This window comes from Aurantimicrobium sp. (assembly GCF_036667855.1).
Classification (GTDB): domain Bacteria; phylum Actinomycetota; class Actinomycetes; order Actinomycetales; family Microbacteriaceae; genus Aurantimicrobium.
Window position 1 is genome coordinate 1 of record NZ_JAVWTF010000038.1, and the last position, 13,997, is coordinate 13,997.

The following is a 13,997-nucleotide window of genomic DNA, read 5'->3' on the forward strand; positions in this document are numbered from 1 at the left end:
TGAACTGAACCCCAAAAGTTGGAGTTCTAATAGGGAGCCGTTTCTAAGTTTGCAAGGGATTGGGTCCGGTAGTCAACCGGACTCAATCCCTTCAACTTTTCTTGCGTGCGTTCATGGTTGAACCAGTGAATCCACCGATCAAGTTTCATCGTGAACTCGGCCATGCTCGAAAACGTGTTTTGCCGGAGGAATTCTTCTTTGAAGTGGCTGAAGAAATTCTCTGCAACAGCATTGTCATGACAGTTGCCCTTGCGAGACATCGACTGAATGATTCCCCTTGAAGCCAAAGCGTGTTGATAGGAACGGTGGCGGTAATGCCAGCCCTGATCCGAATGCATCACCAACCCTGTCCCAGGTTCAAGACGTGTGAATGCCCTCTCCAGCATGGCCGTGACCAGCCCCATCGTCGGCGTGGGGGCCAGGGCGTAGGAGATCACTTCCCGGTTGAATAAATCAACCACGGGAGACAGATACTGTTTCTGCCCCAACACATAAAACTCCGTCACGTCCGTGACCCACTTGCGTTGCGGCTTAGAAGCCTCAAAGTTCCTCGCGACAACATTCTCTGCCGTGTGACCCTGCTCACCCCGGTGAGAAGAATACGGTTTCTTCTTCCGAATACGACTGAGCCGCCCTTCTTCATGCATCAACTTCAACACCGTCTTTGGACTAATGCGCATCCCATAATCCTTCACAAAATCATTACGAATACGGCGATAACCATAAACACGTAAGAAGCCGTCCGAATACTTCCCCGTAATCAGAGAACGCGCCTGACTGTAGTGATCGGCCCGGACAGGTTTGCTGCGGTGATAGTAGAAAGAAGAAGCAGATAACCCCACCGCTTCTAGCAACAATGTGCGAGGAAACTCATGCTCTAATGATTCGACGATGGCGGCTTTTCCCAAAACCGTGGATCGTCCTCGATCATTAGAGCCTCGAGTTTTTTTAGAACGGCAACCTCCAGACGCAGTCGAAAGACTTCTTCCTCCAGTGTCTCCGACCCCGAATTCACTGCCTTCGCTCGACGTCCCTTAGGCTTGGGCTTCAAACCGTCCGGGCCGTCAACACGATAAATTGCCACCCATTTATTGAAAATACTTCGATTCGAAATATTGAAACGGGCAACAACTTCCGTCGTTGACAACCCAGCAAGAAAAGCCTCAACCGCGGCGACTTTCAACTCAACCGGATACGATTTGTTTCCCATAACACCCAAGCCTAGGAGCGTTCCTGCGGCATGTTTATCACGCCAAACCCGAGACGTTGTGACAGAAATACGAAGTTTAGAAGCAACAGATTTGTAGCCAAAGCCCGTACTAAAAAGCTCCGCAGCCTGACGTCTAATATCTGACGAATGTGGTGATTGTTGGCCCATATAACTGAACCCCTCCTGTTAAGGACTCTCTATTACGAGTCCAACATTTGGGGTTCAGTTCACAGTCGAGGGGCTTTCTGTACTGACTAGTTGAAGCCAGGAAGGTTACGCTGCTGCTCGCCGATGTAGAGCTGCTGTGGGCGACCAATCTTGGTCTGAGGGTCGAGGTTCATCTCGCGCCAGTGAGCGATCCAACCAGGCAGACGTCCCAGTGCGAAGAGCACAGTGAACATGCGCGTGGGGAAACCCATGGCCTTGTAGATGACGCCGGTGTAGAAGTCGACGTTGGGGTAGAGCTTGCGCTCCTTGAAGTAGTCGTCCTCGAGGGCGATGCCTTCGAGTTCCTTGGCGATGCCCAGCAGTGGGTCATTCACACCGAGAGCTGCGAGTACCTCATCTGCGGTGTCCTTGACCAGACGTGCACGAGGGTCGTAGTTCTTGTAGACGCGGTGTCCGAAGCCCATCAGGCGGACACCGTCTTCCTTGTTCTTGACGCGCTCGACATACTTCGAGACGGATTCGCCAGAAGCCTGGATTTCACCGAGCATGGTGAGCACAGCTTCGTTGGCGCCACCGTGAAGAGGTCCGAACAGTGCGTTGATACCGGCAGAAACAGAGGCAAACATGTTGGCGTCGGTGGAGCCGACGAGACGAACGGTCGAGGTGGACGCGTTCTGCTCGTGGTCTGCGTGCAGGATGAGCAGACGCTCAAGAGCGTTGACCACGACAGGGTTCTGAACGTAAGGCTCAGCCTTGTTACCGAAGGTCAGGCGCAGGAAGTTCTCTACGTAGGAGAGGGAGTTGTCTGGGTAGAGACGAGCCTGACCGATGCTCTTCTTGTGAGCGTAGGCAGCCATCACGGGAAGCTTGGCCAACAGGCGGTAGGTCGAGGTCTCAACCTGTTCTGCGTTGTTGGGGTCGAGGGAGTCTTCGTAGTAGGTAGACAGCGCAGAAACACCAGCAGACAGAACAGGCATGGGGTGTGCACGACGAGGGAAACCAGAGAAGAAGTCCTTGAGGTCTTCGTGCAGCAGGGTGTGCATACGGATCTTGTCTTCGAAGTTCTCGTACTCGTTCTGAGTAGGAACTTCACCGTGGATCAACAGGTATGCGGTCTGCAGGAAGTTAAGGTTGGTGGCCACCTGGTCGATGGGATAACCGCGATAACGCAGAATTCCCTGCTCACCGTCGATGTAGGTGATTTTCGACTTGGTGGAAGCGGTGTTAACGAAGCCATAGTCCAGTGCAGTGAGACCGGTCTGCTTGGTCAGCGAGGACAAATCGATGGAGGGAGCACCCTCGGTTCCACGAAGGACCGGAAGTTCAACGGTCTTTCCGCCATAGGTGAGTGAAACTACGTCGCCTGTGGGCACTGAATTAGTGGCTTCAGTCACGAAGACTCCTTGTGGATACTGTCTGGGTGAGAGGGTTTCAAGGAGCCCCGTTGTGTCGGAATTCCCTGAATTATCCAAGCCTATTGGCAAAAAGTGCTGTTATTACACACTCATTAAGCGACGAGCGGCCTCAGCAATACGCTCATCGGTTTCAGTCAGCGACAGGCGCACGTGCTGGGGATAGAAATCTCCATAGAAAACACCAGGGCCGGCAATGATTCCCAAGCCCGCAAGCTTGTCAATCGACGCCCACGCATCCACACCTTCGGTCGCCCAGAGGTAGAGACCTGCCTCGCTGTGATCGAGGCGGTAACCAGCAGAATTCAGTGCAGGAATGAGCAGGTCGCGGCGTGCGCGATAGAGCTCTTTCTGCGCGGACACATGGGCATCGTCAGCTAGGGCAGCAACCATGGCCGCTTGCACGGGGCCTGGCTGCATCATGCCCGCGTGCTTACGAATGTTCGTGAGTTGAGCTATCAACTCGGCATCACCGGCAACAACTGCTGCACGGTATCCAGCTAGGTTGGACTGCTTGCTCAGAGAGTAGGCGGTGAGAATTCCGGTGAGGTCTCCCCCGGTCACTTCTGGGTCAATAAGCGATGGAATGGGTTCGTTTTCCCAACGACCAGACCAGCCCAGCTCGGCATAGCATTCGTCTCCGACGATGTAGGCACCGAGTTCTCGGGCGCGCTCAACGCGAGCTTTGAGCTGTTCCTTATCGAGCACACGACCATCAGGGTTTCCGGGGCTGTTGAGCCACACCAGCTTGGTGTTCTCCGGCCATTCGGCAGGATCGTCAGAGGGGAACGGGGTGGCCTCGGCCATCCGTGCCCCGATGTCATAGGTGGGGTAGGCAGCGGTGGGGTGAACCACCACATCGCCAGGGCCCAAACGCAGCATGAAGGGCAGCCATGCTACGAACTCTTTGGAACCGATGGTGGGAAGCACGTTCTCCACACCAAGCCCGGTCACACCGCGACGACGAGCAAACCACTCCACAATCGCTTCGCGCAGGGCAGGGGTGCCCATCGTGGTTGGGTAGGCGTGAGAGTCAGTGGCCTTGGCCAGTGCGTCACGAATAACCGCAGGGGTGGGATCTACCGGTGAACCGATGGAGAGATCAATGGCACCACCTAGGTGAGCTTTCGCCTTCGCCACATAGGGCGCCATGGCATCCCACGGGTATTCAGGCAGCTCGGTGAGCATGAAACTTAAGCCTGGGGTGGAAGAGCAGTGATGACAGCGTGGTCACCCTTGATGACGCCCACCTTGGCTGCGCCACCGGGAGAACCAATCTCCTGGAAGAACTCCACGTTGGCCTTGTAGTAGTCAGCCCACTGCTCAGGCAGGTCATCTTCGTAGTAAATGGCTTCAACAGGGCAGACAGGTTCACACGCACCACAGTCGACGCACTCGTCAGGGTGGATGTAGAGCATACGGTCACCTTCGTAGATGCAGTCCACGGGGCATTCATCGATGCAGGCACGGTCCTTGACGTCTACACATGGCAGGGCAATGACGTAGGTCAACTTGTTACTCCTTCAGGAAGGGACTGTACTTGAGACAAGTTTATGCGGTTACGGCAGTGCCGTTGTCCGCGCCACGGTGACGCTGAGGCAAGCGAGGCCATGCCACAACGATGGTGGCAATCAGTGTGGGCGCAATCGCCCAGATGGTGCCCCAGAGGTTATTGGGAATGAGTACAGATCCACCAGTGCTGGCCTGGCTGAGCATAAAGACCATGGCAACGAGTCCCAGTGCGGCAACGAGGACAACAAGACGGTCCTGTACCACGATGCGCAGTCCCACTAAGAAACCGGTTACCACCAGCACCCCCAGAATCAATCCCCAGGGCATGTCCACTTCGGCAATTGTGATCACGCTTTGGTGAACCACGGTGGTCACAGATCCCACAAACAACCCCAGGAGGAAGCCACCAGCGCTCAAGAGCAGACGCGTGCGAAGGGGGCGTTGTGGCGCTATTTCTGACATTTATCCAGTGTATCTAGCTCAATTTCGTTCGTATCCGTATGATTATTTCCATGGGGCGGATATGTCAGCCTTGACGAGGTTAGGGTTCCCTAAGTAAGGTTAACCTAAGTTAGGCATACCTAACTAATAAGTACCGAGAAAGTGTGACATGTTCGCAAACCTGCTCATTGGTCTCCGCGAAGGCCTCGAAGCCTCGCTGATTGTCGGCATCCTGGTGGCCTACCTGGTCAAGCTCGACCGCCGTGACCTCCTCCCCAAAATGTGGGCAGGTGTGTTGGCCGCAGTAGCCCTTTCCCTCATCGCTGGTGTTGTCTTGACCTTTGGCACCTACGGCCTTTCCAGCGAAGCGCAGGAACTCATTGGTGGAGTTCTCTCCATCCTCGCGGTTGGACTTATCACTTGGATGATTTTCTGGCTGGCAAAGACTGCTAAAGACCTCAAGTCACACCTACAGGCCGACGTTGACAAGAGTCTCACTATGGGCGGGTGGGGTCTAGCCATTGTGGCTTTCCTAGCCGTTGCTCGTGAAGGCTTGGAAACTGCACTTTTCATTTGGGCTGCAGTCCGCGCATCTGGTGTGGATGCAGTGCCACTTCTCGGCGCACTCATCGGTATCGCGATTGCTATCGCCCTGGGCTACTTGATTTACCGCGGAATGGTCAAGATTAATCTTTCCAAATTCTTTGCTTGGACCGGTGGGCTATTGATCATCGTTGCCGCTGGAGTACTCAGCTATGGCATCCACGATCTTCAAGAAGCACATGTTCTTCCCGGTGAAGACGACATTGCTTACGATTTCAGTTCAGTACTTCCCCCAGAAAGCTGGTGGGCTGTGCTTCTCCGCGGAACCTTCAACCTTCGCCCTGTAACGTCATGGCTTGAATTCAGCGCGTGGTGGCTCTTTGTCATCATCGTCGGACTTCTCTTCCTGCGCATGATTCGCAGCAGTAAGAAGCCCGTTTCCGCCTAATTTCACCCGCACTAACCCTTCGGGGTCAGCTTTGCCATACCCAGAAACAGGACATGACTCTTTTACACACCTCCACCGCACTGGGCATAGTTGCCACCCTCTCTGTGGGCTTGACCGGATGCGTCCTCAATAACCCAACCGCTGGCGAAGCCATCAGTGTTACAAGTTCAGCGACAGAGTGCACCCTCAGTGCCACGGAGGCTCCATCAGGGACAGTCCAGTTTGAAGTGGTGAACTCAGGTGATGTCACCACCGAGTTCTACATCCTCGCAAACGATGGCATGCGTGTCGTCGGCGAAGTAGAAAACATCGGTCCTGGATTGAGTCGAAACCTTCTCATCCAAGCTTCGGCTGGTACCTATTACACCGTGTGTAAGCCAGGTGGGGCAGGTGCAGGTATTGGAAATGCGGTGTTCACCGTCACCGAATCAGGTGCCGAGTTTGCCCTGAGCGCAGACACGCAAGCACTGGTAGATACCGCCGCGGCAAACTATGCCTCCTATGTGCGTAATGAGATCGATTTGCTCACCGCAGAAACAGAAGCATTTGCGGCCAGCTATGTCGCAGGTGACCTAGATCTCGCGCGTTCGCTCTATGCCCCCACACGCATGCACTGGGAACGAGTTGAAACAGTCGCTGAGTCTTTTGGAGACCTCGACCCCAAACTTGACTTACGTGAAGCTGATTTAGAAGAGGGACAGGAATGGACCGGATGGCATGCCATCGAAAAGGACCTCTGGCCCCAGGATGCTGATGCTGGTTTCCAGACTTATGACCAGGCAAAGCGCGAGCGCCTTGCCGAATTACTCGTGACGGACACCCTCACCTTGCAGTCCAATGTTCAAGATCTCACTTTTGATCTCACGCAGCTCACGAACGGCGCAATTGGACTGTTGGATGAAGTCGCCACCGGCAAAGTAACCGGCGAAGAAGAAATCTGGTCCCACACTGACCTCTGGGACTTCCAAGCAAATGTGGACGGTGCAGCGGTACTCTATGCCGGAGTTCGAGACATTCTGGTGAAGAAAAAACCTGAACTTGCTTCACAACTCGATGAGGAATTTTCCGAACTCCAAGCTCTCCTCGATGCTCAACGTGTCGGTGACGGTTTCACCTACTACAACGACTTGAGCTCTGCTCAGACCAAAGCGTTAGCTGATCAAGTCAACGCATTGGCTGAGCCTCTCAATCAACTCACAGCTGCGTTAGTGAAGTAACTTTATGCCGCGGAAGAAATCCGAACCACGCGAAGAAGAGAAATCTGAAATTCAGATTTCTAGACGTGGCTTGCTCGGGCTCGCAGGTGCTGGGCTGGCGGGCATTGGCATCGGTGTTGCCGGTGACCAAGTGGTGCGGGCAATGTCAACGGCTCCCCATCCCGGGAATCTGTCGTATAACTTTTATGGCGCACACCAAGCAGGTGTGACCACACCCGCACAAGACCGCCTGCATTTTGCCTCCTTTGATATCGCACCAGGAATGACCCGGGCCGATGTGATCGAGCTTCTCCAAGACTGGACCGTTGCCTCTGCAGCGATGACTGCAGGAAAAGAAATTGGCGAATACGGCGCAGGTGTGGCTAACTACGATGCACCACCCGAAGACACGGGTGAGACGGTGGGCTTGGCCACCTCGGGCCTGACCATCACGTTCGGATTTGGACCCACCTTATTTGTCGATGGCAACGGCGTAGACCGCTTCGGTCTTGCTTCTCGCCAACCAGCTGAATTGAAGAAGCTCCCCCACTTCCCAGGCGATGACCTCGATGCCGGGATGAGCGATGGGGATCTGTGCATCCAAGCCTGTGCCAATGATCCACAGATTGCTGTTCATGCCATCCGTAACCTCACTCGCATTGCTTTTGGTCGTGCAGTGCTGAAGTGGTCACAGCTGGGTTATGGTCGCACCTCCTCTACGAGCACAGCCCAGAAGACGGAACGTAATTTGTTCGGATTCAAGGACGGCACGAACAATATCAAAGCGGAAGACTCCGCCAGCGTGAACAGATTCGTCTGGATCAGTAGCCAACCAGCCTGGCTGGATGGCGGAACATACCTGGTTGCACGTCGTATTCAAATGACACTTGAAACCTGGGACCGTGCTGCCCTGCGTGAACAAGAAACTGTTTTTGGTCGCACCAAGAACGAGGGCGGCCCACTGTCTGGGGGCACTGAGTTTGCTGCCGCTGATTTCGAGAAGACAAATACGGCAGGGGAACAACTTATCGACCCCACCTCGCACATGTCCCTAGCAGCCCCTGCCCACAACAACGGCATCACCTTGCTTCGACGTGGTTATAACTTCGTTGATGGAAATGACACGTTAGGCCGACTCAATGCTGGACTGTTTTTCATTAGTTTCCAGAATGACCCACAGAACTTCATTACCGTGCAGAACAATCTCGCCAAGAATGACCGGATGAACGAATATGTCAAGCACGTAGGCTCCGGATTATGGGCAATTCCACCGGGAGCTCAACCCGGAAGTTTTGTGGGTGCCAGCCTGTTTTTGAGTTAACGACAGAGTGCCCAGCCGAAGCTGGGCACTCTAGGTAAAAATGAGTAAAAGTTACTCGTTCTGCTTCTTCAAGCGGCTAGCCGAGCGGGCACGAGCATTCGCGTCCAGCTCAACCTTGCGAATACGCACGTGCTCAGGGGTAACCTCAACACACTCATCTTCGCGGGCGAACTCAAGGCACTCTTCCAAGGTGAGCTTGCGTGAGGGAGTCATGCGCTCAAAGCTGTCCGAGGTGGACTGACGCATGTTAGTCAGCTGCTTTTCCTTGGTGATGTTGACATCCATGTCTTCAGAACGTGAGTTCTCGCCGACAACCATGCCTTCATACACTTCCTGAGTGGGCTCCACGAAGAAGCTCATACGCTCCTGCAGCGCAACCATGGCAAATGGAGTGGCAACACCGGCACGGTCAGCAACGATCGAACCGTTGGTGCGGGTCACGATGGAACCAGCCCAAGCTTCATAACCGTGAGACACAGCGTTGGCGATACCAGCACCACGAGTAATGGTCATGAACTCAGTGCGGAAACCGATCAGGCCACGTGACGGAACGATGAATTCCATACGAACCCAGCCGGTGCCATGGTTCGTCATGGACTCCATGCGACCCTTGCGAGCAGCGAGGAGCTGAGTCACAGCACCAAGGTATTCCTCAGGAGCATCGATGGTGAGGTGCTCGAAAGGCTCGTGAACCTTTCCGTCAACCTTCTTGGTCACTACCTGTGGCTTACCCACGGTGAGCTCGAAACCTTCGCGACGCATGTTCTCAACCAGGATGGCCAAAGCAAGTTCACCACGGCCCTGGATCTCCCAGGCGTCGGGGCGACCGATGTCGACCAGCTTGATGGAGACGTTACCGACGAGTTCGCGGTCCAGACGGTCCTTCACCATACGAGCGGTGAGCTTGTGGCCCTTGACCTTGCCCACGATGGGCGAGGTGTTGGTTCCAATGGTCATCGAGATTGCGGGGTCATCCACGGTGATGGTGGGCAACGGACGAATGTCGTTGGGATCCGCAATGGTTTCACCAATGGTGATGTCTTCAATACCGGCGATAGCTACGATGTCACCAGGACCTGCTTCATCAGTGGGGAAACGCTCCAGCGCCTTGGTGATGAGAAGCTCAGTGATCTTCACGTTCGCCACGGAACCATCACTCTTGACCCAGGCAACCTGCTGGCCCTTCTTGATGTTGCCGTTGAAGATACGCAGCAGTGCAAGACGACCCAAGAATGGCGAGGCATCCAGGTTGGTCACGTGCGCCTGCAGAGGGTGAGCGTCATCATAGGAAGGAGCAGGAACGTGCTTCAAGATGGCTTCGAACAGAGGCTCGAGGTCATCGTTGTCAGGCAGTGAGCCATTCTCAGGCTTGTTGTGGCTGGCAGCACCGGCACGACCAGAAGCGTAAACAACAGGAACGTCCAGGATCGAGTCCAAGTCGAGGTCAGGAACATCATCGGCCATGTCGGAAGCAAGACCAAGAAGCAGGTCCTGGCTTTCGCCGACAACCTCATCGATACGAGCATCGGGACGGTCGGTCTTGTTGACCAGAAGAATGACGGGAAGCTTTGCTTCCAGTGCCTTACGCAGAACGAAGCGAGTCTGAGGAAGAGGACCCTCAGATGCGTCAACGAGAAGAACAACACCGTCCACCATGGACAGACCGCGCTCCACCTCGCCACCGAAGTCGGCGTGGCCAGGGGTGTCAATCACGTTGATGATGATGGGGCCGTTGTCGGCGTGCTTTCCCTCGTAGGACACAGAAGTGTTCTTCGCGAGGATGGTGATGCCCTTTTCGCGTTCGAGGTCGTTGGAGTCCATCATGCGGTCTTCGCCAGCAAAGTGGGCGTCGAACGAGTTGGTCTGCTTGAGCATTGCATCTACAAGCGTGGTCTTACCGTGGTCAACGTGGGCAACGATTGCAACGTTGCGGCGGTCTGAGCGGAGGGCGTGCGCCATGAAAAATCCTCTCGATGACCGAACAAGGTCATCGTTGGTTAGAAGTGATTGCCCGACAAAGTAAAACCAGCGGCACCACAGGTGTGCAATGCCGGGTAAATCGAGCAATTCAAGCATACCGCAGGGGCTGTAGTTTCCCTGATTCTGCGGACTTGTCAGCGGAAGAACTAGCCCTGGGCTCCGAGCTTGATATGAGCCCCAGGAATCGCTTCCAGCAGCTTCTTCGTGTATTCCTCACGAGGATTGTCAAAGACTTCCTGCGTAGAGGCAGCTTCGACAATCTCACCCTTATTCATCACGCAGACGTTGTCTGCAATGACGCGAACTACAGCCAAGTCGTGCGTAATGAAGAGATAGGTCAGACCAAGCTCCTGCTGCAGTTCATGCAGCAGGGCAAGAATCTGTGCCTGCACCAACACATCGAGAGCCGAAACAGCCTCATCAAGAATGACAATGTCGGGTTTGAGTGCCAGTGCTCGCGCAATAGCGATGCGCTGGCGCTGTCCACCGGAGAGCTCATTGGGATAGCGCGTGGCAATGCTTTGGGGCAGAGAGACCTGATCCAACAGTTCCATCACGCGAGCGTGACGCTCAGCACGAGTTCCCACCTTATGGGTCACCAAAGGTTCAGCAATGGTGTTGAAGATGTTGCGCAGAGGATCCAGTGAACCATAAGGGTCTTGGAACACTGGCTGCATCCGGCGGCGTAGTGCGAACAGGCCCTTGGCTGAAAGCTCAGAGACTTTCTGCCCGTCAATCGAGATATCTCCCGAGGTCGGCTTTTCCAGACCCAGCAACATCTTGGCCACCGTCGACTTACCTGAGCCCGACTCCCCCACCAATGCTGTGGTGGTTCCACGAGCAATTGTGAACGACACATCCTTCACCGCAGCAAAGCTGGACTTCTTCAGTCCCCCACCACCACGAATGGTGTAGTTCTTGGAAAGGTCAGTGACCTCAATGGCAATATCGGTGGGTTGTGCTGCTGCAGCACGCTGTGCAGCAACAGCTGCCAGGTCGAACTCGTTTGTTCCCTTGCCTGCCTTCTGGACTGCACTGAGACGGCGTGAAGCGAGGCTGGGGGCTGCGGCAACCAGGCGCTGAGTGTAGGGGTGGAGAGGGTTCTCCAAGATTTCGCGGCTGGGACCAGCCTCGACAATCTTTCCTCGATACATCACAACCAGTTGCTCAGCACGTTCGGCAGCAAGACCTAGGTCGTGCGTGATCAAGATCACGGCAGTGTTCTTCTCGTGGGTCAATTCACCGAGGTGATCCAAGATGGTGCGCTGCACGGTGACATCCAGTGCCGAGGTGGGCTCATCCGCAATCAAGAGCTTCGGGTTGGCAGAAAGACCAATACCGATCAGCACGCGCTGACGCATACCACCAGAGAACTGGTGTGGGAATTGCTTGAGACGCTTCTCCGCGTCGGCAAGACCTGCCTGCTTGAGAACCTCAACAGCCTTGGCGCGAATCTCTTTCTTACCCGTTGCCACACCATTGGCGCGAATGGTTTCTTCAACCTGGAATCCCACGCTCCACACGGGGTTCAGGTTCGACATGGGGTCTTGAGGAACGAAACCGATCTGGCGGCCACGCACCTTCTCCAGCTCTTTCTCACTCATGGAGGTGAGGTCTTGGCCATCAAAGATGATGCTGCCGGCAGAAACCTTGCCAGAGCCTGGCAACAGGTTGATGATGGCGTGCGCAGTGGTTGATTTGCCCGAGCCCGACTCTCCCACGATGGCCAGAGTTTGTCCTGGCATCAAAGTCAGGTCAACACCATCAACGGCGGTCACAGCACCGTTCTGGTTGGGGAATTCGACCTTGAGCCCGCGGATTTCGAGCAGTGGCTTCACAGCTGTTTCTTTCTCGCTCATCGTGATGCCCTCGCCTTAGGGTCAAGTGCATCACGGATAACTTCACCCATCATGATGAAGGCAAGAACAGTGATGGACAGTGCCAGTGAAGGCCAGATCAGGGTTTGTGGTGCTGTGCGGAGGTCGCCCTGTGCTTGAGAGATGTCATTACCCCACGACATGAATGTGGGAGGCAGGCCAACACCCAAGAAGGACAGCGTTGCTTCCGCAACGATGGCTGCTGCCAACGAAATGGTCGTAACCGCAATCACGGGAGCAATCGAGTTGGGGATGACGTGACGCCACAGAATACGCAGGCGAGTTACACCAATAGCTGTTGACGCCATGACGAAGTCAGCGTTCTTGACGCGCAGGATCTCAGCGCGAAGAACACGTGCCGTGGATGGCCAAGCAAAGATTCCGATCGCCATCGAAATGACGAAGACGTCACGGTTCTTGGAGAACACCGACATGATCACCACAGCAGCGAGGATGTAGGGAATTGAGAAGAAGATGTCTCCTGCACGGGAGAGCAAGGAGTCAACCCAACCGCCATAGAAACCGGCAAAAGCGCCAAAGAAAATACCCAGCACCGCCGTCATGATGGTCACGATGATGCCTACCGACAGGGAGGTTGAGGTGCCATGAATGATGCGGCTATACACGTCACAGCCCTGGCGAGTGAAACCCAGTGGGTGACCTGCGGTGGGGCCAGCGTTGCTGTTGGCCAACAAACAGTTCGAGTCTGGTGACACGTTGGTAAACCAACCCGGGAACATCGCCACCAGAGCGACCAGAAGAATCAGCACACCAGAGATGTAGAACATGGGACGCTTGCGCATATCCCGCCAAGCATCGATCCAGAGGTTACTGGGCTTCTCATCAACAGAGACAGAGTCCACTGCGGAGATGGGAGTCTCGTCCAGTGGGGCAACGAAGTGCGTGGGCTTATTTGCCATAACGAATCCTTGGGTCCAGTGCTGCATACAGCAAGTCCGTTATGAGGTTCACGACGAGATAGATCAGCACCATGACAGTGACGAAGGAAACCACAGTGGGTCCTTCACCGCGAATGATGGCTTGATAAAGGGTGCGACCCACACCGGGAACGTTGAAAATACCTTCGGTCACGGTTGCACCAACCAGCAAAACACCAAAGTCGACTGCGAGATAGGTGACCACGGGAATGAGAGAGTTGCGCAGGATGTGCACACCAATGACGCGACGGCGGGAAAGGCCCTTGCCATAGGCCGTGCGCACAAAGTCCTGACCCTCGGTCTCAATGACAGAAGAGCGGGTCAGCCGGATGATGTAGGCGACGCTGATGGTTGCGAGAACAATTCCCGGAAGGATGAGCTCATTCCAGTTTGCTTCCGCTGAGACGGTGGGCCGGGCCCATCCAAGGTTTAAGGCAAAGACCAACTGCATCACGAACGCGATGACGAAGATGGGCAGTGAAATCAGGATGAGGCTGACCACAAGTGCAGAGGCGTCAAAGAGCTTGCCCTTGCGCAGACCTGAAATCAGACCGACCGAAATACCCACGACCATCTCGATAAACAACGCGATTGTGGCGAGACGAATGGTGACGGGGAAGGTCGAGGCAAGAATGTCAGCAACGGGCTGACCAGAGAACGACGTACCAAAGTCACCGTGGAATATGCCACCGATGTAAATCAGGTACTGGACGATAAAGGGCTGATCAAGGTGGTACCTGGCTCGCAGCTGTGCTGCGACTGCTTCGTTCACGCCGTGGTCACCAAAGAGGGCAACGATGGGGTCTCCAGGCATGGCGAACACCATGAAATAGATCAGCAGCGTTGTGCCGAAGAAGACCGGAATCGCCTGCAAGATGCGGCGGATGATGTAACCAAACACGTTTGTCAGCTTAGAAGTAAGGGGTGGCGACGCCGGGCGGGGCCACCCCC

At 55.0% G+C, this 13,997-nt stretch carries 13 protein-coding genes; 3 read left to right on the forward strand and 10 right to left on the reverse strand.

Features of this window, described 5'->3' with window-relative positions; translation table 11 throughout:
* Positions 1 to 26 precede the first annotated feature (26 nt).
* The 6 genes from RR877_RS07890 to RR877_RS07915 form a co-directional block, all read right to left on the reverse strand.
* The gene (locus tag RR877_RS07890) at positions 27 to 908 is read right to left on the reverse strand and encodes an IS3 family transposase (RefSeq protein ID WP_277495612.1); all 882 of its coding nucleotides are present in this window, start codon (positions 906 to 908) and stop codon (positions 27 to 29) included.
* Positions 878 to 1,378, reverse strand: coding sequence for a helix-turn-helix domain-containing protein (locus tag RR877_RS07895; protein ID WP_277495611.1), 501 nt, complete (start codon positions 1,376 to 1,378; stop codon positions 878 to 880). Before RR877_RS07895 ends, RR877_RS07890 begins: the two co-directional genes overlap by 31 nt.
* An 86-nt stretch (positions 1,379 to 1,464) precedes the next feature.
* Positions 1,465 to 2,772 carry a citrate synthase gene (locus RR877_RS07900; RefSeq protein ID WP_239406806.1) on the reverse strand — a complete coding sequence of 436 codons (1,308 nt, stop codon included), beginning with the start codon at positions 2,770 to 2,772 and terminating at the stop codon, positions 1,465 to 1,467.
* Positions 2,773 to 2,874: 102 nt separating this feature from the next.
* Entirely contained in the window at positions 2,875 to 3,978 is a 1,104-nt protein-coding gene (gene dapC / locus RR877_RS07905; RefSeq protein ID WP_332619124.1) for a succinyldiaminopimelate transaminase, read from the reverse strand.
* 5 nt (positions 3,979 to 3,983) lie between these two features.
* The gene (gene fdxA, locus RR877_RS07910) at positions 3,984 to 4,301 is read right to left on the reverse strand and encodes a ferredoxin (protein WP_110233995.1); all 318 of its coding nucleotides are present in this window, start codon (positions 4,299 to 4,301) and stop codon (positions 3,984 to 3,986) included.
* 40 nt (positions 4,302 to 4,341) lie between these two features.
* The gene (locus RR877_RS07915) at positions 4,342 to 4,764 is read right to left on the reverse strand and encodes a hypothetical protein (RefSeq protein WP_332551375.1); all 423 of its coding nucleotides are present in this window, start codon (positions 4,762 to 4,764) and stop codon (positions 4,342 to 4,344) included.
* A 148-nt stretch (positions 4,765 to 4,912) separates the two neighbouring features.
* On the opposite strand from RR877_RS07915, the gene efeU reads away from it, so the two are divergent.
* From efeU to efeB, 3 genes are read left to right on the forward strand one after another with little or no spacing between them, the layout of a single operon-like run.
* Positions 4,913 to 5,734 (forward strand): iron uptake transporter permease EfeU, encoded by an 822-nt coding sequence (efeU, locus tag RR877_RS07920; RefSeq protein ID WP_280804803.1) that lies wholly within the window; start codon positions 4,913 to 4,915, stop codon positions 5,732 to 5,734.
* Between the two features lie 53 nt (positions 5,735 to 5,787).
* A complete protein-coding gene (gene efeO / locus RR877_RS07925) occupies positions 5,788 to 6,951 on the forward strand; it encodes an iron uptake system protein EfeO (RefSeq protein ID WP_332551373.1) in 1,164 nt (387 codons plus the stop codon).
* A 4-nt stretch (positions 6,952 to 6,955) separates the two neighbouring features.
* The gene (gene efeB / locus RR877_RS07930) at positions 6,956 to 8,251 is read left to right on the forward strand and encodes an iron uptake transporter deferrochelatase/peroxidase subunit (RefSeq protein WP_332551372.1); all 1,296 of its coding nucleotides are present in this window, start codon (positions 6,956 to 6,958) and stop codon (positions 8,249 to 8,251) included.
* A 51-nt stretch (positions 8,252 to 8,302) separates the two neighbouring features.
* Here the strand turns inward: efeB and typA are convergent, their stop codons facing one another.
* The 4 genes from typA to RR877_RS07950 all read right to left on the reverse strand — a co-directional run bounded on the left by typA (position 8,303) and on the right by RR877_RS07950 (position 13,947).
* Positions 8,303 to 10,210 carry a translational GTPase TypA gene (typA, locus tag RR877_RS07935; RefSeq protein WP_110233998.1) on the reverse strand — a complete coding sequence of 636 codons (1,908 nt, stop codon included), beginning with the start codon at positions 10,208 to 10,210 and terminating at the stop codon, positions 8,303 to 8,305.
* A gap of 167 nt (positions 10,211 to 10,377) precedes the next feature.
* Positions 10,378 to 12,090: an ABC transporter ATP-binding protein gene (locus tag RR877_RS07940; RefSeq protein WP_277495191.1), complete on the reverse strand. Its 1,713-nt coding sequence runs from the start codon at positions 12,088 to 12,090 to the stop codon at positions 10,378 to 10,380.
* On the reverse strand, positions 12,087 to 13,028 hold the full coding sequence (locus tag RR877_RS07945) for an ABC transporter permease (RefSeq protein WP_277495192.1): 942 nt from the start codon (positions 13,026 to 13,028) through the stop codon (positions 12,087 to 12,089). Before RR877_RS07945 ends, RR877_RS07940 begins: the two co-directional genes overlap by 4 nt.
* On the reverse strand, positions 13,018 to 13,947 hold the full coding sequence (locus tag RR877_RS07950; RefSeq protein ID WP_277495193.1) for an ABC transporter permease: 930 nt from the start codon (positions 13,945 to 13,947) through the stop codon (positions 13,018 to 13,020). The genes RR877_RS07945 and RR877_RS07950 overlap by 11 nt, the downstream gene beginning before the upstream one ends.
* Positions 13,948 to 13,997: the final 50 nt, after the last annotated feature.